General features: G+C 37.9%; 27 protein-coding genes. 2 read left to right on the top strand and 25 right to left on the bottom strand.

All coding sequences use genetic code 11. The annotated features are described in order from the left end of the window. Positions 1-160: 160 nt before the first annotated feature. The 8 genes from E2K98_RS16025 to E2K98_RS15990 all read right to left on the bottom strand — a co-directional run bounded on the left by E2K98_RS16025 (position 161) and on the right by E2K98_RS15990 (position 6161). Complete coding sequence (locus tag E2K98_RS16025) at positions 161-697, bottom strand: spore maturation protein (protein WP_026573338.1); 537 nt, start codon at positions 695-697, stop codon at positions 161-163. Between the two features lie 7 nt (positions 698-704). Next, a complete protein-coding gene (locus tag E2K98_RS16020) occupies positions 705-1292 on the bottom strand; it encodes a nucleoside recognition domain-containing protein (protein ID WP_133335821.1) in 588 nt (195 codons plus the stop codon). Continuing rightward, entirely contained in the window at positions 1285-2427 is a 1143-nt protein-coding gene (locus tag E2K98_RS16015) for a D-alanyl-D-alanine carboxypeptidase family protein (protein ID WP_208025373.1), read from the bottom strand. Before E2K98_RS16015 ends, E2K98_RS16020 begins: the two co-directional genes overlap by 8 nt. Before the next feature lie 355 nt (positions 2428-2782). After that, positions 2783-3673 carry a superoxide dismutase gene (locus E2K98_RS16010; protein WP_133335819.1) on the bottom strand — a complete coding sequence of 297 codons (891 nt, stop codon included), beginning with the start codon at positions 3671-3673 and terminating at the stop codon, positions 2783-2785. Positions 3674-3793: 120 nt separating this feature from the next. Then, positions 3794-4282: a YpuI family protein gene (locus E2K98_RS16005; RefSeq protein WP_133335817.1), complete on the bottom strand. Its 489-nt coding sequence runs from the start codon at positions 4280-4282 to the stop codon at positions 3794-3796. A 26-nt stretch (positions 4283-4308) separates the two neighbouring features. After that, on the bottom strand, positions 4309-4722 hold the full coding sequence (locus E2K98_RS16000) for a hypothetical protein (RefSeq protein ID WP_133335815.1): 414 nt from the start codon (positions 4720-4722) through the stop codon (positions 4309-4311). 91 nt (positions 4723-4813) lie between these two features. Beyond that, on the bottom strand, positions 4814-5401 hold the full coding sequence (scpB, locus tag E2K98_RS15995) for an SMC-Scp complex subunit ScpB (protein ID WP_133335813.1): 588 nt from the start codon (positions 5399-5401) through the stop codon (positions 4814-4816). Continuing rightward, positions 5388-6161, bottom strand: a complete 774-nt coding sequence (locus E2K98_RS15990) for a segregation/condensation protein A (RefSeq protein ID WP_133335811.1) — start codon at positions 6159-6161, stop codon at positions 5388-5390. The genes scpB and E2K98_RS15990 overlap by 14 nt, the downstream gene beginning before the upstream one ends. Before the next feature lie 203 nt (positions 6162-6364). Between E2K98_RS15990 and E2K98_RS15985 the strand changes: the two genes are divergently transcribed. Both E2K98_RS15985 and E2K98_RS15980 read left to right on the top strand, forming a co-directional pair. Continuing rightward, positions 6365-6451, top strand: a complete 87-nt coding sequence (locus tag E2K98_RS15985; protein WP_133336197.1) for a YjcZ family sporulation protein — start codon at positions 6365-6367, stop codon at positions 6449-6451. Positions 6452-6588: 137 nt separating this feature from the next. Continuing rightward, on the top strand, positions 6589-7116 hold the full coding sequence (locus E2K98_RS15980) for a DUF309 domain-containing protein (RefSeq protein ID WP_133335809.1): 528 nt from the start codon (positions 6589-6591) through the stop codon (positions 7114-7116). 19 nt (positions 7117-7135) lie between these two features. Here the strand turns inward: E2K98_RS15980 and E2K98_RS15975 are convergent, their stop codons facing one another. The 17 genes from E2K98_RS15975 to spoIIM all read right to left on the bottom strand — a co-directional run bounded on the left by E2K98_RS15975 (position 7136) and on the right by spoIIM (position 21574). Then, a complete protein-coding gene (locus tag E2K98_RS15975) occupies positions 7136-7486 on the bottom strand; it encodes a GNAT family N-acetyltransferase (protein WP_133335807.1) in 351 nt (116 codons plus the stop codon). 367 nt (positions 7487-7853) lie between these two features. Continuing rightward, the gene (gene lysA / locus E2K98_RS15970; protein ID WP_133335805.1) at positions 7854-9158 is read right to left on the bottom strand and encodes a diaminopimelate decarboxylase; all 1305 of its coding nucleotides are present in this window, start codon (positions 9156-9158) and stop codon (positions 7854-7856) included. Between the two features lie 162 nt (positions 9159-9320). Continuing rightward, on the bottom strand, positions 9321-10799 hold the full coding sequence (locus E2K98_RS15965) for a spore germination protein (RefSeq protein ID WP_133335803.1): 1479 nt from the start codon (positions 10797-10799) through the stop codon (positions 9321-9323). Beyond that, positions 10789-11361, bottom strand: a complete 573-nt coding sequence (locus E2K98_RS15960) for a stage V sporulation protein AE (protein WP_133335801.1) — start codon at positions 11359-11361, stop codon at positions 10789-10791. Before E2K98_RS15960 ends, E2K98_RS15965 begins: the two co-directional genes overlap by 11 nt. A gap of 32 nt (positions 11362-11393) precedes the next feature. Beyond that, positions 11394-11816, bottom strand: a complete 423-nt coding sequence (locus E2K98_RS15955) for a stage V sporulation protein AB (protein ID WP_133335799.1) — start codon at positions 11814-11816, stop codon at positions 11394-11396. Then, the gene (locus tag E2K98_RS15950; RefSeq protein WP_133335797.1) at positions 11806-12426 is read right to left on the bottom strand and encodes a stage V sporulation protein AA; all 621 of its coding nucleotides are present in this window, start codon (positions 12424-12426) and stop codon (positions 11806-11808) included. The genes E2K98_RS15955 and E2K98_RS15950 overlap by 11 nt, the downstream gene beginning before the upstream one ends. A 103-nt stretch (positions 12427-12529) precedes the next feature. Then, a complete protein-coding gene (gene sigF, locus E2K98_RS15945; protein WP_026573353.1) occupies positions 12530-13288 on the bottom strand; it encodes an RNA polymerase sporulation sigma factor SigF in 759 nt (252 codons plus the stop codon). Between the two features lie 12 nt (positions 13289-13300). Then, complete coding sequence (gene spoIIAB, locus E2K98_RS15940) at positions 13301-13741, bottom strand: anti-sigma F factor (protein WP_026573354.1); 441 nt, start codon at positions 13739-13741, stop codon at positions 13301-13303. A 2-nt stretch (positions 13742-13743) separates the two neighbouring features. Beyond that, the gene (spoIIAA, locus tag E2K98_RS15935) at positions 13744-14094 is read right to left on the bottom strand and encodes an anti-sigma F factor antagonist (RefSeq protein ID WP_133335796.1); all 351 of its coding nucleotides are present in this window, start codon (positions 14092-14094) and stop codon (positions 13744-13746) included. Between the two features lie 128 nt (positions 14095-14222). Then, on the bottom strand, positions 14223-15395 hold the full coding sequence (locus E2K98_RS15930; RefSeq protein WP_133335795.1) for a D-alanyl-D-alanine carboxypeptidase family protein: 1173 nt from the start codon (positions 15393-15395) through the stop codon (positions 14223-14225). Between the two features lie 122 nt (positions 15396-15517). Further along, entirely contained in the window at positions 15518-16822 is a 1305-nt protein-coding gene (locus tag E2K98_RS15925; protein WP_133335793.1) for a pyrimidine-nucleoside phosphorylase, read from the bottom strand. A 37-nt stretch (positions 16823-16859) separates the two neighbouring features. Further along, the gene (locus E2K98_RS15920) at positions 16860-17678 is read right to left on the bottom strand and encodes a purine-nucleoside phosphorylase (protein ID WP_133335791.1); all 819 of its coding nucleotides are present in this window, start codon (positions 17676-17678) and stop codon (positions 16860-16862) included. Positions 17679-17692: 14 nt separating this feature from the next. Beyond that, on the bottom strand, positions 17693-18877 hold the full coding sequence (gene deoB, locus E2K98_RS15915) for a phosphopentomutase (protein ID WP_133335789.1): 1185 nt from the start codon (positions 18875-18877) through the stop codon (positions 17693-17695). 210 nt (positions 18878-19087) lie between these two features. Further along, positions 19088-19981: a site-specific tyrosine recombinase XerD gene (gene xerD / locus E2K98_RS15910; protein ID WP_133336195.1), complete on the bottom strand. Its 894-nt coding sequence runs from the start codon at positions 19979-19981 to the stop codon at positions 19088-19090. A 7-nt stretch (positions 19982-19988) separates the two neighbouring features. Beyond that, the gene (locus E2K98_RS15905; protein ID WP_026573361.1) at positions 19989-20216 is read right to left on the bottom strand and encodes a YqzK family protein; all 228 of its coding nucleotides are present in this window, start codon (positions 20214-20216) and stop codon (positions 19989-19991) included. Between the two features lie 137 nt (positions 20217-20353). Next, positions 20354-20818: a ferric iron uptake transcriptional regulator gene (gene fur, locus E2K98_RS15900; protein ID WP_133335787.1), complete on the bottom strand. Its 465-nt coding sequence runs from the start codon at positions 20816-20818 to the stop codon at positions 20354-20356. Between the two features lie 108 nt (positions 20819-20926). After that, positions 20927-21574, bottom strand: a complete 648-nt coding sequence (gene spoIIM, locus E2K98_RS15895) for a stage II sporulation protein M (protein WP_133335785.1) — start codon at positions 21572-21574, stop codon at positions 20927-20929. Positions 21575-21677 lie beyond the last annotated feature (103 nt).

Genomic DNA, 21677 nt, shown 5'->3' with positions numbered 1-21677 from the left:
CTTTAACACAGCCAAAACATTAAATAAGAAAACAATTAGTTTTATTCCATCCTAATGAATTATGACATAACTTCGACATTTTTCAAAGCTAATGATATACCAAAATAAAGAAAGCAAGCTCCTCTCGTAGGAACTTGCTTTCTTTATTTTTATTTTATTCCTATTTTGCTCCAAAAACAAAAGCAACCACAATGATGGCGACAACAATTCCAACTATATCCGCTAATAGACCGACCTTTAAGGCATCCCCCATTTTTTTAATCCCAACCGCACCGAAATAGACGGTTAAAACGTAAAAAGTAGTATCCGTACTTCCTTGCAATACGGATGCCAGTCTGCCAATAAAGGAATCAGGACCGTAAACTTTAATCAAATCACTTGTCATTCCCAGCGCTGCTGTTCCCGAAATGGGTCTGATAAACAATAAGGGAACAATCTCGGCAGGGATTCCGATTGCTTCCATCGCCGGTCGAATCCATTTCATTAAGGCATCCAGTGCACCTGATGCCCGGAATACCGTAATGGCAACGAGCATCCCTACGAGGAAAGGAATAATTGAAACAGCAATTTTGATTCCTTCCTTTCCCCCTTCTACAAAGCTTTCATAGGTAGGAACCTGTTTGAATGTTGCATAGAGTAAAATAAAACCTATTAAAATAGGAATAAAACCAAGAGAGATACCAGAGATCAGCTCCATGTTCTTTTCATCCTTTTCGGCTTCTTCGATAATAAAAATAACGGTCAATCAGGATTGCACCTAATGCTGATAGAATAGTGGCAATTAATGTTGGAACAACTATTTCCGTAGGGGATGCTGAGTTGTAGGTCATTCTGATGGCAATAACTGTGGTGGGTATAATCGTGATACTTGCTGTATTTATTGCTAAAAAGGTAACCATAGACCTGCTGGCTGAATTCTTGCCGCCATTTAACTTCTTTAGCTCCTCCATTGCTTTAATTCCAAGGGGAGTAGCCGCATTGCCCAGTCCAAACATATTGGAAATCATATTGGACAATATATATCCCATCGCCGGGTGATTAACTGGAACCTCGGGAAACAAGCGTTTTACCAACGGCCGGAATAATTTAGAAAGCTTCTCTAGAAGTCCTGCTTCCTGTGCAATCCGCATCATTCCGAGCCAAAACACGAGGATACTAATTAGACCAATACAAAGAGTTACAGCATCTTGCGCACCTGAAAAGATCGCCTTATTTACATCTTCCATTTTCCCGTTGATCAAAGCAAACACAATACCAATGATGGTCATACCAACCCATATATAATTAACCATTAGTTTTCACACCAATAATCGAGAGAAAGATTTCTTTCACAAATTCGAATAAACCATCCTTATTAACCTTGATACCCTTATAATAGATTGGTACTTCTTTGACAACCTTGCCATCCAAAAAAACCATCGCTTTACCAACCTTCCTGGTTTTCTTCGAATCTCCCCATTTTTTAGATGGCTTGTTCAATTTATATTTAACACTAAATAAATCCATTTCTTCACTTGTAGCTGGATAGACAACTGAATTTTTTATATACAAATGGTTCTTGTAGATTTTATTAGTAGAAATATCAAGCTTGCCTTTAGAGATAACCTCTGCCATATCAAAGCCTTTAAAACCACTCTCATACATGGCGATATGATCGTTCCAGTCATTTGAGTCATTCAATGTTACTGCAATGAGGTCCATATCTCCTTTTGTTGCGGATGTAACCAGCGTTCTTTTCGCGAGCTTTGTATACCCGGTTTTTCCTCCTGTGCAATATTTGTATTTTGTTAACAAACGATTTTTGTTTTTCCATACGCGGTCCCAGTCTTCTGTTGGATTGGGCGCCCGATGTACCTTTGTACCGGAAATTTCTCTGAACTGTTTATTGTTCATTGCGTATCGCATAAGCAATGCCATATCGTAGGCAGATGAATAATGTTCTGGAGAATTATCGAGTCCATGTGGATTCGAAAAATGGGAATCATACATGCCGATTTCTCTTGCTTTTTCGTTCATTAAGAGTGAAAAGCCTTCAACGCTCCCACCAACATTCTCTGCAATTGCTACAGCTGTGTCATTCCCGGACCTAAGCATTAAACCATAGACTAAATCCTTTAATTTTATTTTTTCGCCCGGTTTTAGGTAAACAGATGATCCTTCTGTCCTTACAGCCTGATCACTTATCTTCACATATTTATCCATTTTTCCTGATTCGATCGCTAGAATCGCCGTCATAATCTTGGTTATACTGGCAATCCTTCTCTTTGTGTGTGCATCCTTTTCATAAAGGACTCGACCCGTTTTTTGTTCCATTAAAACCGCACTGGCAGCACCTACGGAAACGGAAGCATCCACCTTTTGAGGAATGTTAGCAATGAATAGTGTGACCACGAGGGAAAAAATAACTAGCTTCCATATCATTCTCATTAGATTTACCTCGTCCCCTTCTGAATCAAAAATTATATCCCTTGAACTTTGAGAACTGTCCAGCTCCAGCGCCTAGCTCCTCTAGGTTTCCAATCTGCTCCTGCGTCAAAGCAAATTCGAAGAAGTACTGTTCACCTCGTCGCATGCCTGCAAGGATGATTAGCAGTGATGTGGGCATGCCACTGAAGTCAAAGAACGACTTCACTGTCAGGACCTAAAGCACTTGCCTTTGGCTGATCAGGGCGCTTCCGCTTTTCCTTATTTCTTTTACAATTTTATGCAGGACAAGGCTTGTTATGCATTAATGAGAAAAAAAACGAAAGCAATCGCTGGATTAAGCGATTGCTTCTATAAATTAAATTGCTGTCCATTTAATATCTGCCGCTTTTTCGAAGCGCATTCCTACATCATGCCAGTTTACGATGTTCCACCAGTTTTCCACATACTCAGCACGGTTATTTTTATACTGTAGATAATATGCATGCTCCCATACATCAAGAACGAGCAATGGAATGGTATTCCATTGAGTTAAAAGCATGTGTCTTTCAGTTTGCAGTACTTCGAGATGCCTTGCCATCGGGGACCAAACGAGCAAGGTCCAACCTGATCCCTCAACCTGTTTTGCTGCCTCGCTAAAATGTTTCTGGAAGCTTGAAAAACTCCCAAAATAGTTCTCAATCTCATCCTTTAGAGGTCCCTGTGGTGTACCCCCACCATTCGGTCTCATATTCTTCCAAAAAATCGTATGAAGATAATGCCCCGAACCATGAAAGGCAAGTTCTCTTGACCAATGCTTAATTAGAGAAAACTCATTGCTTTCCCGTGCTTTTTTTAGATTTAATTCAGCGTTATTTAAGCCATTCACATATGATAGATGATGCTTTCCATGATGCAGCCTCATAATCTCTTCAGAAATATATGGCTCAAGTGCATTATAGGGGTAGGACAGTTCCGGAAGTGAATGGCCTCCAGGAGCGAGCGACTTCTCTAATAACCAAATATTTCCGACATCTTGTTTTCTTTGAAAATAACTTTCCAGTTCTTCATGAATTGACTCAGCCTTCGACTGTAAACTAAGAAGTTCAGCATCCGATAACTCCCGATTTGTATTCTCGATTAAATCACTAAATTCATCAAGATTCTTCCATAAGTCTGAATCTGCTTCAACCTCTTCCATTTCTAAAAAATCTCTCATTTGCTCATTCCATTGAAAGAGCTCATTTACATATTTTCTAAATTTGCTCACGGTCTCCCTCATTTCAGACAGATCATTTTTAGGATCGAACCAAAGTCTATCTAAATGGTATGTTCCGAAACTCTTAATAATGCAAAAAAAGGCTATTCCTATAAGGAATAACCTTTTCTTTTATTTAGACTGGGCCATTTTTGTACGGTAATCTGTCTCGTAAAATTCCAGTTCTTCTCGAATCCGTTGGAAATCGCCTTCTAAACCTTTAATAAGATTTTGAATGGTTTCCGGGACGGGCTGATAATATTTAATTGAATTTTTTCCTGTATACGCAGACCTGCTGTCCTCATACCATGCATCGTTTTTTGGAGAAAAGAATTCTTCGATGCATTGATGATAAATACGGTACAATGTTTTTTCTGCTGCAGCCTTTTGAAACGGCTCACTTTGAAGGATTAACGCACATGTCTCAATGCTTTCCTCACTGTAAACGAGCAGTTTCCGCATATTTGCAACAATTAATTTAAGGTAATTTCGTTTTTCCTCAGTTTCAGGATTTAATTGTGAAATCGTTGTTTCATTTAAGAAACCTTCCAGTGTCTGGATAGTTTCTTTTAAAAACCCCTTGACATCATTAAGTTGTGATTCTACTAAAGTATTCCCCATATTTACACCCCCGGATTTAGTCCAATCTAATATAATTTTGGCTGCATTATAAAAGCAAGCGGTGATTTTAATTCATAACTTTTGTTTTGTTTAAGGGATTGAAAAATTTCAGGCAGCTTATTAAAATCAATTTCCTGGAAATAGGCTGCAAACTCATGCTTAGAATTAATGTATACACGTTTACGATGGCGCAGTCCTGGATTTTTAATCAAGCAAACAAGGGCAACAATATCCTTGAATTCTACTTCATCAAAAATCGGGTCCTGTAGATAGGGAGTGAATTCATTGAACATTTCATCAAAGTACCTTAGATAGAGAACGTGTAGGGTTTTTTCCTCTCCTTCATCCTCAAAAGTTACTTCACTTCTGTTAAAGAAATCTTCAGAGGTATTTGATTTTTCCTTCTCTAATTCATACCCGCTGCATTGATTAATTAGCACCTTAATCCCACTCCTAAACAATTAGAAATTAATGAAATTTGAAAGCTATTTCTATTTTAACATAAATATTCCTTTATGTTTCCTATTTATTCTATGATTCAAGTGTTTCTTGAAACTTCTCAAAAAACAAATCCGCTTCCTCTTGGACATATTCTTCTTCTGCTTTTTCAGGAAGCTTTGGTAATTCCTTAAGACTCTTTAATCCAAAATAGTCGAGAAATTCCTTCGTCGTTCCATATAATATGGCTCTGCCTGTACCTTCTGCCCGTCCTACTTCTTTTATAAGTGCCTTTGACACAAGTGTATGAAGCGGCCTCTCTGTTTTTACCCCACGAATTTCTTCGATTTCAGCACGGGTTATCGGTTGTTTATAGGCAATAATTGCAAGTGTTTCTAATGCTGCCTGTGATAGCGCGGACGTATTTGGAGAGTCAACCAATTTTTTTAAATATGAGGCATTTTCTTTCTTGGTAGCAAGCTGAAACGTTCCTGCAAGCTGTACAATCGTAACTCCTCTTTGTTCGTTACGCTCATATTCTCGGATCGACTCTTCTATTATTTCACCGGCCTTTAGATCGTCCACCTCTAAAACCTCGGCAATTTGTTTTAATGTCAGTCCTTCATCACCGGCTGCAAACAATAGACTTTCTAAAATACTGCTCCAATTAATGATTTCCAACCACTTCTCTTCCTTCCTTAATTGCCTCTACAAAAATATCACCAAAGTTTTCCTGTTGTTCAACATCAATTTCTTTTCTTTTAATCAGTTCTAAGATAGCCAAAAAAGTTACCACAACATGCTCTTTTTCCGGGTAGGGAAAAAGGTCATTAAAGTTTTTGCGCCCTTTTAAATGCTTTAACTCATCCATGATTTCGGACATTCTTTTTTCAATCGAAATTTCCTGACGTGTAATTTTTGTTGACATTGGACGCTGAAGCTTTTTTCTTCTTAGCAGTTTTTGAAACGCTGCCAGCATATCATATAGCGAAACATTAAGTTCTGCTTTTTCGGGCTGTTTTTCTTTTGCAAAATCCGACAAATCACTAGGCGGCTTAGTATACATGAGGCCGCGTTCTTCTTCCATTGATTTTAAATCATTGGCTGCCTCTTTAAATTTTCGATATTCAATCAACCGTTCAACAAGTTCGTCCCTTGGATCTTCTTCATCATAGTGTGCTTCGATATCCATATCTTCCATTGTCTCTTCATTTTTTGGTAAGAGCATCTTGCTCTTGATTGCCAACAATGTAGCAGCCATTACTAAAAATTCACTTGCTATATCAAGTTTCAGTTCCTTCATTGTATGAATATAGATTAAGTACTGCTCGGTAATTTGGGCAACAGGGATATCATATATATCAATTTCGAGCCGATTTATTAAATGCAGTAATAAATCCAATGGCCCTTCAAACGCATCAATTTTAACCTTGTATGGCATTGTTATTCACCAGTATTCCTGAAAAATTCGTCGGACTTTTTTCGACTATTATAAGTATAGAGGAATCAGTTTCGTTATCCAATAGAAAAATCCCCCTTCTAGATTCGATATTAACCAAAATGTGATGTTTGCCCAAACACTGGACAAATTCTCTACATATGATGTCAATGAACAAAGCAAATAATATTTAGGAGGTATTGAATATGGCTGACGGTTTTGGTGCCGGATTTGCGTTAATCGTAGTTCTATTCATTTTATTAATTATTGTTGGTGCTTCTTGGTGTTGGTAATGAATTAGAATAGCGGAAGCGCCCAGCCTGCCTTTTGGCAGGCTTTTTTATTTTAACCTTTTAATGCTTCTAAAAAGCAAGGATAACCTTAAATATGATAAACTAAAAAGACGAAAAAGGCTAAGGGGGGAAGAAAGGTGTACCCAAAAGAATTTATTGAATATTTGGTCCATTTCCATGGGGACCGTGATTATTTTGAATGCCATGAAATTCTTGAAGAATATTGGAAAAGAAAAGACCCGGGGAATAAAGAATCCATTTGGGTTGGATTTATCCAACTGGCAGTAGCAAATTACCACCATCGAAGGACCAATTTTATTGGAGCAAAACGAACTTTGGAAAAAGCCATTTCTATTTTTAAAAGCCAACCAGAATCAATTACCCAAGCGGGCTTGAAATATTCCCTCTTGATTAAGGAATTGACTGATCGCTTATCAGAGATTGAAAAAAGATCGCCCTATGTTAGCATGCTGCTTCCTATTCAGGATTCCAACTTGTTGAATCAATGTATCCTTCTATGTAAACAAACAGGATTCCACTGGGGGAGACATAGTGATCTTACAAAAGCTTCATTGGTCGATCGGCATAAATTGCGTGATCGATCAAGTGTAATTGCTGAACGAGAACATGCAATTAAATTAAAAAAAGGCAACGATAAAATGTAATCGTTGCCTTTTTTGACAATTAACATATATCACATTTTTCAACAAAAGCTTGAGTTTGTTCATTAGAAGTAATGTTTTTTTCAGGGTACATTTCCTTAAGTGCTTTAACCATTTTTTTACCGACCCCTTGATAACGATGAGAAGGGTTCACTGAAATATGCTGTATCTCTAATTCATTTGAAGCATCAAGATTAATTACCCCAAGAAGACCAATAATATCTTCTTCCTTCCACAAAAACAACTGCCTAAATTCTTCTGTCTCATATTCCTTCATTGTTTGCTGGAGTTTTTTCAAGTCCTTTTCATTTGGCATAAAGGACAATAAACCCATTGCAATTTTTTCGAAAGCTTTTTTATACCGAATTAACATATTGATCCCTCATTATATTAAATAAACCCCGCCATAATGTTCTATCTCTACATAGATTTACTAATTACAATTTATGTATTATATGTCTTAACAGCCCTAGTTGCGCTCTTGTCAATCATACAAAATAAATGCTTATTCATCAATCCCAAAATTTAGGAATGCTTAGGACCAATAAAAACCCAATAAATAATCCCCCATATAATGGATAGGGCAATTAGGATAACAAACAAAAGCCAATTACTTTTTTTCATTCAAGACTTCCCCCAAAGGATTGAAGATGCTTTCTACATTCTACACTATTTGACAAAAATAATCTATTTCTCTTTTGAACTGATAAAGGAATAAGCCGCCCGAAATGGGCAGCTTATCACTTGAGCGGCAAATCCAGTCTGATTAAATCTTCATAGGTTTCCCTTTTAACAACAAGTGCAGATTTGCCATTTTCAACAAATACAACGGCCGGTCTTGGCAGACGGTTGTAATTGTTTGACATAGAATAGCCGTAAGCACCTGTACAAAAAACTGCAAGGATGTCTTCATCCCCCTGTTTTGGAAGTGGTAAATCCCAGATAAGCATGTCACCAGACTCACAGCATTTTCCAGCAATAGACACGGTTTCATCCGCTTTTTCCAATGGTTTATTTGCCAGCACCGCTTCATACTTGGCTTGATAAAGTGCAGGGCGAATATTATCACTCATTCCCCCATCAACAGCCAAATATTTTCTAACTCCCGGAACTTCCTTTGAGGATCCGATTTTGTATAACGTAATCCCAGAATCTCCTACAAGTGATCGCCCCGGTTCAATCCATATTTCCGGCATACTGAGCGAAAAGCTGCTTACTAAGCTTTTTACTTCTTTAATAATTTCACTAACATATTGATAAGGAAGTAATGGTTCATCTTCCTTCGTATAGCGAATTCCGAAGCCTCCACCTAAATTCAGAACCTTTGCTTCGAAAGATAATTTGTTTTTCCACTTATTTAATTTTTCAATTAATTTTTCAGCTGCCAATAAAAATCCCGTTGTCTCAAAAATTTGTGAGCCAATATGACAATGGATTCCTAAAACATCGAAGTTTTCAAATTGAAGTGCTGCAGATAATGCCTCCTCTGCTTGCCCATTTTGGAGGTCAAACCCAAATTTAGAATCTTCCTGCCCTGTTAAGATATAATCATGTGTGTGTGCTTCAATACCCGGGGTAACCCTTAATAAAATCTTGACCATCGTATTTTTCTCATTACAAATTAATTTCAAGAGATTCAACTCATAAAAATTATCGACAACTATGCAGCCTATCCTATTTTCCAAAGCCATTTCCAATTCTTCTCTACTTTTGTTGTTTCCGTGAAAATGAATTCGTTCAACGGGAAACCCGGCGGCTAAAGCTGTATACAATTCACCACCTGAGACAACATCAAGTGATAAGCCTTCTTCCTCTGCAAGCTGAAGCATGGCAATCGTTGAAAAAGCTTTGCTGGCATAAGCAACCTGAGCTTGGACCTTTTGCTCATCAAAGGCCTGCTTAAATCCCCTGGCTCTTTCTCTAATTAATGCTACATCATAAACATATAGAGGGGTACCGTACTCTCTTGCCAAATCAATTGCATCGAGGCCGCCAATTTCTAAATTCCCCTTGCTATTTATTCCTGTAGAACCATAAAAATGCATTATTTCCCTCTCCCCCGCAATGACTCAAATTTAATACAAATGGCATCAATAAATAAATAGACAGAATCTAAAAGATACTGCCTATCTTTATAATTTTAAATTAAAATTACTTTAGCATAACAGCGGAAAATCTGCAATTTTTATTTTAATTTACACTTTCCTTCACTCCGGTGGCTGGCGATATCTGTTGCGCGGATGAACAATACTTGGTCTAAGTAATGAACCTGGAACGGCCCTTCGTAAAATAATTTGTAAAAACCCTTTAGGTTCAAATGGCAGGAATGGCCAGAAATATGGTGTATTAAACGCACGCATTTTAACAAGGAAAAGAAATAAAAGTGTTGCACCAATAACAAACCCGGGTGTATGAAAGAAAGCAACCAGCAACAGTAGCGTAAGCCTACCAATTTTATTCGCAACGCTTAATTCATAACTAGGTGTCGTAAACGTGCCTATCCCTGAGACCGCTACATAAAGAATAACTTCCGGTACAAACAGACCGACACTAATTGCAATTTGTCCAATTAACACAGCTGCAATTAAACCCATTGCTGTTGATAGCGGTGTCGGAGTATGTATGGCAGCAATCTTTAAAAATTCAATCCCAAAATCCGCTAAAAATATTTGAATAATTACTGGAATATTGGTCTGATCATTGGGACCAATAAACGAAAGCTTTTCAGGCAATAATGATGGCTCCAGTACGAAAAGCAGCCACAAAGGCAGTAAGAAAATAGATGTCAGGACACCTAAGAACCTGGTCCACCTTAAAAAGGTACCCATAGCAGGAGATTCGCGAAATTCTTCAGCATGCTGCACATGATGAAAAAAAGTAGTTGGCGTTATGATTACACTAGGTGATGTATCTACAATAATAATTACATGACCTTCTAATACATGTGCAGCAGCCACATCAGCCCTCTCAGTATACCGTACAAGTGGAAAAGGGTTCCACCCCTGCTTTAAGATAAACTCTTCAATCGTTTTATCAGCCATTGGGATTCCATCTACGTCAATCGACTTTAATTCTTTTCTAAGAATATTTAATAAATCAGAGTCTGCCACATCTTCTAAATAGCATAAAGAAACATCTGTTTTTGAACGTTTCCCAACCTTAATCATTTCATATCGAAGACGTTCGTCCCTTATTCTCCTTCTAATTAAAGCAGTATTAAGAATAATATTTTCGACAAAGCCATCCCGTGCTCCCCTTACAACCTTTTCTGTATCTGGCTCCTGCGGAGAGCGTCCAGGGTAACTTCTTACATCGACAACAAATCCGGTACTTTCCCCATCGATTACTACAACAATTAATCCAGAAAGGATATAGTCGACCATTTCGGTTAGTAATGTGATTGGTTGTACCGATTGGTTAACGAGTCTGTTTTCAATAATTTTAAAAAGATCTGTAGATAATTTTTCATGGTCATTAATTTCAACTAATTCTTCAACCAATTCAATCGCAAATCGGGTATCAACCAATCCACTTACAGAATATATGTGTACATCTTTTTTCAAAACCTTTAACTTTCGAATATTTAAATCGAAGCTTACTCCTAAACCAACCTTTTGTTTCATATAATGTTCAACTTCACTCACTGATTTTGGGATTGGCCATTGTTGCTCCGTACTATTTGTCATGAAAACCACTCCTTTCGAGAATAAGATCCACCGCTTTTTTCGTAATCGGTGAGCCGATCCTGTAGTCGTCCCGCCTTGCCATTTTTCCGATATCGCCGATTCCAACAATTAGCGGGACATCCAATTCGTCAAGACAGTAAACGGTATCTCCATTTATTCTGCCAATTTCAAGTTCCGGTATACCAAATTTATCTACCCCATAGGGAGTTATTTCACCATCGCGGTCAATACTTACATCAATCCTCGCCCATTCTTCATGTCTTGACTTTGCAGCTACTGCGATAATACCCAGTACCTCAATATCCTTATGTAATGCAACAAATTTCAGGGCATTTTCACCCGCACCCTCACCCACAATTCCACTATCATCAAACATCACCAACACCGGATCATTTGGAGCTTTTTTTATTAAATGGATAAGTTCAGGACCTTTTAATTTGGAAGGATTCCCATGAGACATAGAAATGCAGCGACCGCCCACTTCCTTAGCAACATGCTCGACAGCTCTTCTCGCATAATCATCTCCATCAGTAATTAAAATGACACGCCTCCGAATGCTCATGATTGTGATGTCCTTTCATGGCTAGATTCATGTTAATGATGAATAAAATAAACCCATTGAAATAGGGAGCCTGCAACTTTCCCAAGAACTATAGCCATTATTAAATAGATAATTTCTTCATCCAACCGGATTCTTTTTGCAAGAATTGGAAGCACATTTAATACTTCAGTTAATGCACCTGCAAGCATTCCCACATAGACTCCCTCAGTTAAACCAAGAGGAATCAAAAAATAAGCTGAAATTCCTAAAGTTGGATCTCTGAGACTTATAGCAACCCCTACAAGGGCACCGATGACAACAGCCCATTCATATTGTTGTATCATTTTTTGTGTTTTTGATAATTGTGTTAATCTTGGAATAATCCCAAGTACAGTTAAAAAGGCTACAAAGCCCGAACCCACAGCCAATCCGCTTGCTAAACCAAAAAAGAGTATGGCTAAAATTTTAATTGTCATCAAGTTTCTTCATACTTTCTTTGTTTTCATGAATGACTAAGTAATTATCTAAATCCATTTGATAATTAAACATTTCGACTTCAAGTGGACTGGGCTCATCATTGATTCGCTTTTTAAACACATGATTAAAAAATAAAATCATCCCCAATCCTAAACCAATGGAATAAGGAATTTGAAATAACCATGGCTTTGCCACTTTTCTACCGGTAATAATGGTATAAATTTTTTCCTGAACACTTCTCATGCTGACATCATCATGAAAATTCATGATGGCCATGGCTGAACCAAAGAATAATAAAAACCAAATTAACAGAAATAAAGGAAGAGACACTCCTTTTTTCTTTGTAATCACTTCGATAATCGTTTGTGCTGGTCCGACAGTTTGGACTTCCATTTCAGGAAATTTTGCCATTATTTTAGAAATCACTTTCATTACATCAATAACGACGATATTCCGATCTTTATCAGATATTCGATGTATGACGGTATTTTCCAATTTAGTCATATCAGTTTCCGGGGCAATGATTTGAGCCACATCTTTCAGCATAATCACATCTTCAGGATTAGTTTTCACACGATTCCGCATGCGGATGTAGATTGTTTTTTCCAAAACATTCACTTCCCACACATTGATTTCCTCGTATAAGTAGTATGGTTAATTGTTATCCTTTTAATGAAACCCAAAAAATGGTACAAAAAAAAGACCGGATGAATCATAGATCCATTCGGTCTTTCATTTGCATCAATATTTTTTTCTCGAGCCTTGAAACTTGAACCTGAGAGATTCCCAGCCTTAATGCGACTTCCGATTGAGTTTGATCCTTATAATATCTTAAATAAACAATTAATCTTTCACGTTCATCCAATTCCCGAATCGCTTCTTTTAAAGCGATTTTATCAAACCATTTACCGTCATTGCCATCGTCAATTTGATCTAAAAGCGTAATGGGATCACCATCATTTTCATAGACCGTTTCGTGAATGGAAGATGGTGTTCTGCTGGCCTCTTGGGCAAGAATGACGTCCTCCGGTGATAATTCAAGATATTCCGAAATTTCATTTACGGTCGGAATCCTTCCAAGCGTCTTTGATAATTCGTCTTTTGCCTTTCGAATTCGGTTGCCCATTTCTTTTAATGATCGGCTCACTTTAACCGTTCCATCATCGCGGATAAATCGTTGAATCTCGCCAATAATCATCGGAACAGCATAAGTTGAAAACTTTACATCATAAGAAAGGTCGAATTTATCTACTGACTTCAATAAGCCAATACAACCAATTTGGAAAAGATCGTCCGGGTCATAGCCCCGATTTAAGAAACGCTGAACAACAGACCAGACAAGACGCATATTTTTTTCAACAATTAACTCCCTGGATACCTGGTCCCCATCTTGGCTCTTTTTAATCAGTTCTTTTACTTCGTGATCCTTTAAATACGGCCTGCTTTTATCGTTTTTGACCTCCACATCCATCGGCAAGTCTCCTTAATTGCACAGCATTTTGCGAGATTGTAAATGCTTTCGTAATCTTACTTCGGTTCCTTTACCTGGCTGCGTGAGAACCTCGACCTCATCCATGAAATTTTCCATGATGGTGAATCCCATACCGGATCTTTCCAAGTCCGGTTTTGTTGTAAATAATGGCTGACGAGCTTCCTCCACATCTACAATTCCAATTCCTTTGTCTCGAATCGTCATATCAATTACATTATCCTCGATACTAACGTCAATATAGACAATTCCTTTTGAATCATTTTCATATCCATGAATAATTGCATTTGTTACCGCTTCTGATACAACTGTTTTAATTTCAGTCAGTTCATCCATTGTCGGGTCAAGCTGAGCAATGAACGCGGCAACCGTTACACGCGCAAAAGATTCGTTTTGACTTAACGCACTAAATTGAAGATTCATTTCATTTTTCATTTTTATGCAACCCCCAATTTTTGCAATGCGCAGTTTTCAGTCGGTTCCATTTTAATAATCTTAAATAAACCCGACATATCGAATAACCTTTGTATTGCAGGGGAGATTGCACAAACAACCATTTCACCGTGCACCTGCTTAATTTGTTTGTATCTTCCTAAAATAACTCCAAGTCCTGAGCTATCCATAAAGGTCAACTGTTCTAAATTTAAAACAATATGACGAATTTCATTTCTATCAATCGCATTTGCAGCCTGCTCACGGAGTTCGTCTGCTGTATGGTGATCTAGCTCACCGCTTAATCGAATACATAAAACATCATGTTTTATTTCTAATTCAATGTTAAGACTCACTATCCCTGGCCTCCTTAATCTGGTATAGTGAGTCAATTCGATGGAGGGGCATACATTTCCTCCTATCGGGACAAAACTAGTCGTAATTCGCCAAAACTAGTGAATAATTCTTTATTTTCGACATATGTTTATTTACCGGATTTTGTAAACATCCCAAATGCACGTTTATAAAGGGTCCACCAACTTGCTTCTTTAACATCCGTTTTAGCCACTAATGGACTTTCCAAAACTACTTTTCCATCCTTAATCAGTTTAATGGTTCCTATTTTGTCACCTTTATGGATAGGAGCATCTAAACCTTTCTCTAGAATGACTTTTTGTTTTACATCTTTCGTTTTTTCACCCTTTTTCGTCAATAAAGAAAGTGGTTCACTTGTAACGGCATCCACCGTCTTTTCCTTTCCCTTGCTTACATGTGTTTTGCTTATAACCTGATTCCGCTTATACATTGGATGGGTTTGATATTGATTGAAAGCATAATTTAGCATTTTTGTTACCTGAGCATTTCTATCCTTCGATGTTGGAGCACCAAATACAACGGCTATGACGCGCATTCCATCCTTTTGGGCTGTTGCTGTTAAACAATACTTTGCTTCTCCGGTAAAGCCAGTTTTTAAGCCATCCACGCCGGGATAAAAGCGGACTAGTTTGTTCGTGTTAACGAGCCAAAATTTTTTGTCCGTATTTTCGCGAAGGTATGCCTCGTACATTCCCGTGAACTTCGTGATGTCCTCATATTTTAATAGTTCTTTTGCCATAATAGCCATATCATGTGCTGAACTATAATGACCGCTTACTGGAAGCCCCGTGGTATTTTTAAAGAAAGTATGTTTTAAACCTAACTCTTTAGCTTTTTTATTCATCATATCCACAAATGCTTCTTCAGACCCTCCGATTCTTTCGGCCATTGCTACAGAAGCATCATTTCCGGAACCAATTGCAATTCCTTTCAACATTTCCTTTGTAGTCATTTCTTCGCCTGGCTCAAGAAAAATTTGTGAACCTCCCATAGAGGCAGCATATTCACTTGCTCGAATTTTTTCATTCCAGCTCAATTTTCCTTGATCAATTGCTTCCATAATTAACAGCATTGTCATGATTTTTGTCATACTTGCCGGCGGTAGTTCTTCTTGACTATTTTTCTCAAAAAGGACTTTCCCCGTATCGCGTTCAATTAATACTGCTGATCTAACATTATTAACGAGCTCGGTGCTATTCTTTTCTTCAGCCGCAAAAGCGGAAGGAATCCATAAACTTGTAACTAAAAAAGATATCATCATTAATGAGACGATTCGTTTCATCGCATAACCCTCCATTCTTTATATAGATAACATTTTTTCCAAATCAAACAACTTTATACAATAATTTCCTATGAATACAATAAAAAAAGTCCGGGTTCCCCCCGGACTTTTCAAAGCATTCATTATTCAGTAATCTCTTCGTGAATCAGGATTGGCGCTTCTATTATTGAAGATGAAATCTTGATATTTTCGTAAAGTTTATCTTTCACTTCACGCACATCTTCAAAATTGCTGTAAATCGTAACCAAGGATTGACCTTTTTTCACCTGGTCGCCGATTTTTTTCCTTAAGACTAGCCCGACGGCTAAATCAATTACAGATTCTTTTGTTGCTCTGCCGGCACCTAACAGCATCGCAGCTGTTCCAACTTCATCAGCAATAATTTCGGATACATATCCATCTTCTTTTGCTTCCAATTCAAAAGTAAAATTTGCCTGAGGTAATTTGGAAGGGTCATCTACGACGGATGCATCCCCGCCTTGGGAACTTAAAAATACCTTTAATTTTTCAAGTGCCTCTCCATTTTTAATCACGTTTTCAAGCATGGCCCGAGCTTCTGCCAAAGAATCTGCCTTTTCAGCCAAATAAACCATATGGCTTCCAAGTGTTAAACAAAGTTCTGTTAAATCATCAGGACCTTCCCCTTTTAACGTATCAATGGCTTCTTTTACTTCAAGCCCATTTCCAATGGCATATCCAAGCGGCTGACTCATGTCTGAAATAACTGCCATTGTTCTTCTACCAACATTATTTCCAATTCGAACCATTGCTTTGGCCAATTCTCTGGAATCATCCAGTGTTTTCATGAATGCGCCTGCACCTGTTTTTACATCAAGGACGATCGCATCAGCACCTGCCGCCATTTTCTTACTCATTATGGAACTTGCAATAAGAGGAATGCTGTCGACTGTAGCTGTTACATCCCGAAGAGCATACAGCTTCTTATCAGCAGGGGTCAGATTTCCACTTTGACCAATTACCGCGATTTTATTATGATTGACGAGATCAATAAATTCCTTGTTTTCAATTTCCACATGGAAACCCTTAACGGCCTCCAATTTATCAATGGTTCCTCCTGTATGGCCAAGGCCACGCCCGGACATTTTGGCAACCGGTACTCCAAGGGCAGCCACAAGCGGACCAAGGACGAGTGTCGTGGTATCACCAACACCGCCAGTGGAGTGTTTATCTACTTTAATTCCTTCTATTTTCGATAAATCAATTTGATCACCGGATTCCACCATCGCCATGGTTAAATCTGCTCGTTCTTTTTCCGTCATTCCTTGAAAATAGATGGCCATTGTCCATGCACTGATTTGATAATCGGGGATAGAGCCATCCGTGTAGCCATTTATAATAAATTTAATTTCTGCTGTTGATAATTCATGCCCATCGCGTTTTTTTTCAATTAAGTCGACCATTCTCATTATTCATCACCACTTTACCAGTTTAAATTTCAGGAAATTAAGCGATCCTTTTCACAATTTCCTTTATATATAAAAGAAAGTTTGCTTTTACCTTTTCAGTCGTCTCAATTACTTCATCATGGCTTAATGGCTGATCTAGGATTCCTGATGCCATGTTAGTAATACAAGAAATTCCCAAAACCTTTAAGCCGCCGTGGCGTGCCACAATTACTTCTGGAACTGTCGACATTCCAACTGCATCACCGCCAAGCACCCTAGCCATTCTTATTTCGGCAGGGGTTTCATAGACAGGGCCAGTAAAGCCAACATAAACACCTTCCTTGACCTCGATGTTTAGGCCTCGAGCAATTTCCTTTGCAATCGCCCTTAATTCTTTTGTGTAAGCCTCAGACATATCCGGGAAACGAACCCCAAGCTTGGAGTCATTCGGACCAATTAACGGATTTGTTCCCATAAAATTAATATGATCCGTAATAATCATTAAGTCTCCTGGGGAGAAGCTTTCATTGACACCACCCGCTGCATTTGTCACAATCAGCATTTCCACTCCAAGTTCTTTCATCACCCTCACTGGAAATGTCACTTTATCCATACTGTATCCTTCATAAAAATGAAAACGACCCTGCATGGCGACAACCTCTGCCCCGCTTAGGGAACCAAAAACTAATTGTCCTGCATGCCCCTCAACCGTCGAGACCGGAAAATCTGGAATCTCATGATAGGGTATTTTAACCGGCTCGGCGATTTCATCTGCTAATACACCAAGACCTGAACCCAAAATAAGGCCAATTTTTGGGGTTTTTGAATATTTTCCTTTTAAAAATCCTGCTGCATTTTGAATCTTTTCAAATTCCATTTTTCATTCCCCTTCTATTTCAATTCGCTTAAAAAGCTATGACCATACTTCGGCATTTTCACATTGAAGTTTTCAGCAACCGTAGCCCCAATATCTGCAAATGTTTTCCTTAATGGAAGTTCCCTTCCTTGTTCCATGTTCTTAGCGTATACAAGTAATGGGACATATTCCCTTGTATGGTCTGTTCCGGGTGCTGTTGGATCATTTCCATGGTCTGCTGTAATGATGAGCAAATCCCCCTCATTCATTTTGGCAAACACTTCAGGCAGACGTGTATCATACTCTTCTAATGCTTTACCGTATCCCTCAGGGTCACGGCGGTGTCCAAAAAGGGCATCAAAATCAACTAAATTCAAAAAACTAATTCCGGTAAATTCCATATCCAGGGTTTGAACTAACTTATCCATTCCATCCATGTTAGAAATGGTCCTTAAGGATTGAGTTACTCCTTCCCCGTCATAAATATCGGAAATTTTCCCAATTGCAATTACGTCAAAACCAGAGTCTTTTAACTCACTCATCACGGTTCGGTCAAATGGTTTTAATGCATAGTCATGGCGATTTGCGGTACGCTTAAAATTACCAGGTTCGCCTATAAACGGACGAGCAATGACCCGGCCCACCATATATCTTTCATCGAGAGTTAATTCGCGGGCAATTTTACAAATTTTATATAATTCTTCAAGAGGAACCACCTCTTCATGGGCAGCTATTTGAAGCACGGAATCAGCAGAGGTATAGACAATTAATGCTCCCGTTTTCATATGCTCTTCCCCAAGTTCAACTAAAATTTCTGTTCCGCTTGCAGGTTTATTTCCAATTACTTTTCTTCCGGTTCGTTTTTCTAGTTCTGAAACAAGTTCATCAGGAAAACCTTCAGGAAATACACGGAAGGGGGTTTGTATATTTAAGCCCATGATTTCCCAATGTCCTGTCATCGTATCCTTACCGTTAGAAGCTTCCATCATCTTTGTATAAAAAGCAAGTGGTTTTTCCGCTTTTGGGATACCTTTGATTTCGCGGATGTTGCTTAAACCCAACTTTGCCATGTTTGGCATATGAAGACCGTTCATTTTTTCTGCAATATGACCATAGGTGTCAGCCCCTTTGTCGCCAAACCGTTCGGCATCGGGAGCTTCGCCAATTCCTACTGAATCCATCACGATTAAAAATATCCGTTTATATGTATTTGCATTCATAAATTTTTCCTCCTTGTTTCGTGGTAAACGGTTACACTCAAAACAAAATAATAAGCAATCATATGTTGCCCCTTTTCATCCAGATTAACCATGAAAGCACATTCATTTGTCAGAAGTCTGACATCTCTATTTTACTAAAAGATTAGGAAAATACAAGAAAAAAAACTGCCTAAAATTAGACAGTTTTTTGAACATGAAACTATAATTCTATTATGCACGGGGAAAGAATTTACTATAAACATCCTTTAATCTTGTTTTACTTACATTTGTATAAATTTGTGTGGTGGATATATCAGCATGTCCGAGCATTTCCTGCACCGCTCTTAAGTCTGCACCATTTTCAAGCAGGTGTGTTGCAAAAGAATGTCTAAGTGTATGAGGGGTTAACTCTTTCTCAATTCCCGCTTCTTTTGTGAGCTTTTTTAATATTTTCCAAAAACCCTGCCGTGTTAATCGTTTCCCTTGATGGTTTAAAAATAATGCGCTATCCTGATTTTTTGGGGTAACAAAATGCCCTCTCCCATATTCTAGGTAACGCTTAATAGCTTCTGCAGCTGTTTTGCCGATTGGTATAATCCGTTCTTTTTCCCCTTTTCCGATGCATCGAACAAATCCCATTGTTAAATGAACATGGTCAATATCAAGATTAATCAGTTCACTGACACGGATCCCGGTTGCATAGAGGAGTTCCAGCATGGCCTTATCTCTTATTCCAAAATGATTATTTTCCTTAGGCGAATCCAACAATTTTTCTACTTCCTTCAGACTTAATACTTTCGGAAGCGACCTTTCTAATTTTGGAGTTTCGATTAGCACAGAGGGGTCTTGGTCTGTTGCTTTATCCCTTAATAGAAATTGATGCAGGGCTCTTACGGAGGCAATATGTCTCGCAATGGTTTTTGATGATTTCCCTTGTTCTTTTAAAAAACCCAGAAATTGAACAATATGCACACGCTGGACAAGATTAAAAGAGGAGATCCTTTCAACATGTTGTAAAAAGCGGATATAACTCTTCAAATCTCGTTCATAAGACATAATCGTATTCTTAGCCAAGCCTTTTTCTACTATTAAAAATTCTATAAAATCTTTTAATTGATTCTCCATCATCTATTTACTCCCCATTTAAATAAAACAAAATCAACCGGTTTAACCAGCCTGGATTTTCATCCTTTACCTCGCTGGATACCTTTAACGCAGCTCCCTCCGGCGCATCATAGCGATGGTAACTTTGGTATTCCTGACTTACCCACATAATACCATAATAAAAGAGAATCGTGCATCCAGTGAAAATGATAAAAACCTTTATGGTTTGAAGTGCGACTTTTATAAAAGAAACCATTCTCTTCTTCCCCCAAATTGCTTCATAATAGTAAAAGGTATGCCAAATTGTACAAGTTTTATACCTTTACAGTAAGAAAAGGGGAAATTTATTTATAATAGAAAAAGTCCTTTTCATAAAAAAGGACTCGTTTATTCTTATTCTGTTTCTTCTTGTTCCGTTTTTTTATCTTGGCAGCGATAGCAAATGCCATGAAAGGTGAGGCGATGATCTTTAATTTTAAAATTCCATCTGCGTTCAACCGTTTCTTCAACATCTTCAAGAAGATCCTCTTGAATTTCATCCACTGCACCGCACTCAATACATACTAGATGATGATGAAAGTGTGCTGCCCCCTCCTGACGAAGGTCATAGCGTGATACTCCATCACCAAAATTAATTTTATCGACAATTTTTAATTCCGTTAGAAGTTCCAAAGTCCGATAAACAGTTGCTAAGCCAATTTCCGGCGATTTTTCTTTAACGAGGAGGTACACATCTTCCGCACTCAAATGATCCTCTTCATTTTCAAGTAAAACTCGAACGGTTGCTTCTCGTTGAGGTGTAAGCTTATAGCTCGATGAGTGCAACTGTTTTTTTATTCTTTCTATTCTAGTTTCCATCCCGAAGTCCCTCCCTCGCCACTGTTAATTCTCATTATAACAGATGGGAAAAGAGATTCAAAATAAAATCATTATAAACAAGGGTTTATATTAATTATTATTATATAATTATTTTAAATTAGCAGTACTGATGATTGTTTTCATTAACCATGGCGACATATAAGCTTCAATTCCAGAAGCGGCGGAGATGAAAATGACAGCTGCCAGTAAAGCAAAAATATAGCGTTTGAAAAAGGGCATAATCGGCTGCCCATACTTTTTTAAGAACTGCTTTTTAATCATCCTAATTGAAAAAATAACTGAAAATGCCGCCATTATGATAAATACCGGAATGATAATCAAATTTTGCGGAAGGATGGATACAAATGCAAGTAAAAATCCATTCCAGCCCATTTGACTGACTAAAAAACCAACCGTAAAACCAACTACCATACCCTTTAAAAATAAAAGAATAAGAATAATTGGTAAACCAATAATGGAAATCCCCAGAATCCACATCAGTCCAATAAATTTGCTGTTATGAAAGAAACTTTGGAAAAATAAATCATTTGTTTCTGCCACTTTTCCATTAGAAATCTGGCCAAAAAATTGCGACAAATAGTAGAATAGATCTTCTTTTTGCGTAATTCCCATGCTATTTACGACAATAGCTCCAAAAATAACACCCATTAAAAATAACACGATAATAAATAAAAAAATTGAGGAATGCTCACGGAAATAACTGGCGGCATCGGACTGGTACAATCGTTTCTTCATTTGCGTTTCCTCCCTATTCGGACAATCAGTTATTACATACTATGCTTGTCTATCTTTTCTATGACCAAAAATTAATAGATAATATAAAAGGGTCTGACTCTAT

This window comes from Bacillus salipaludis (assembly GCF_004358205.1).
The sequence above is the reverse complement of the archived record's forward strand: the minus strand, read 5'-3'. Positions and strand labels throughout refer to the sequence as shown.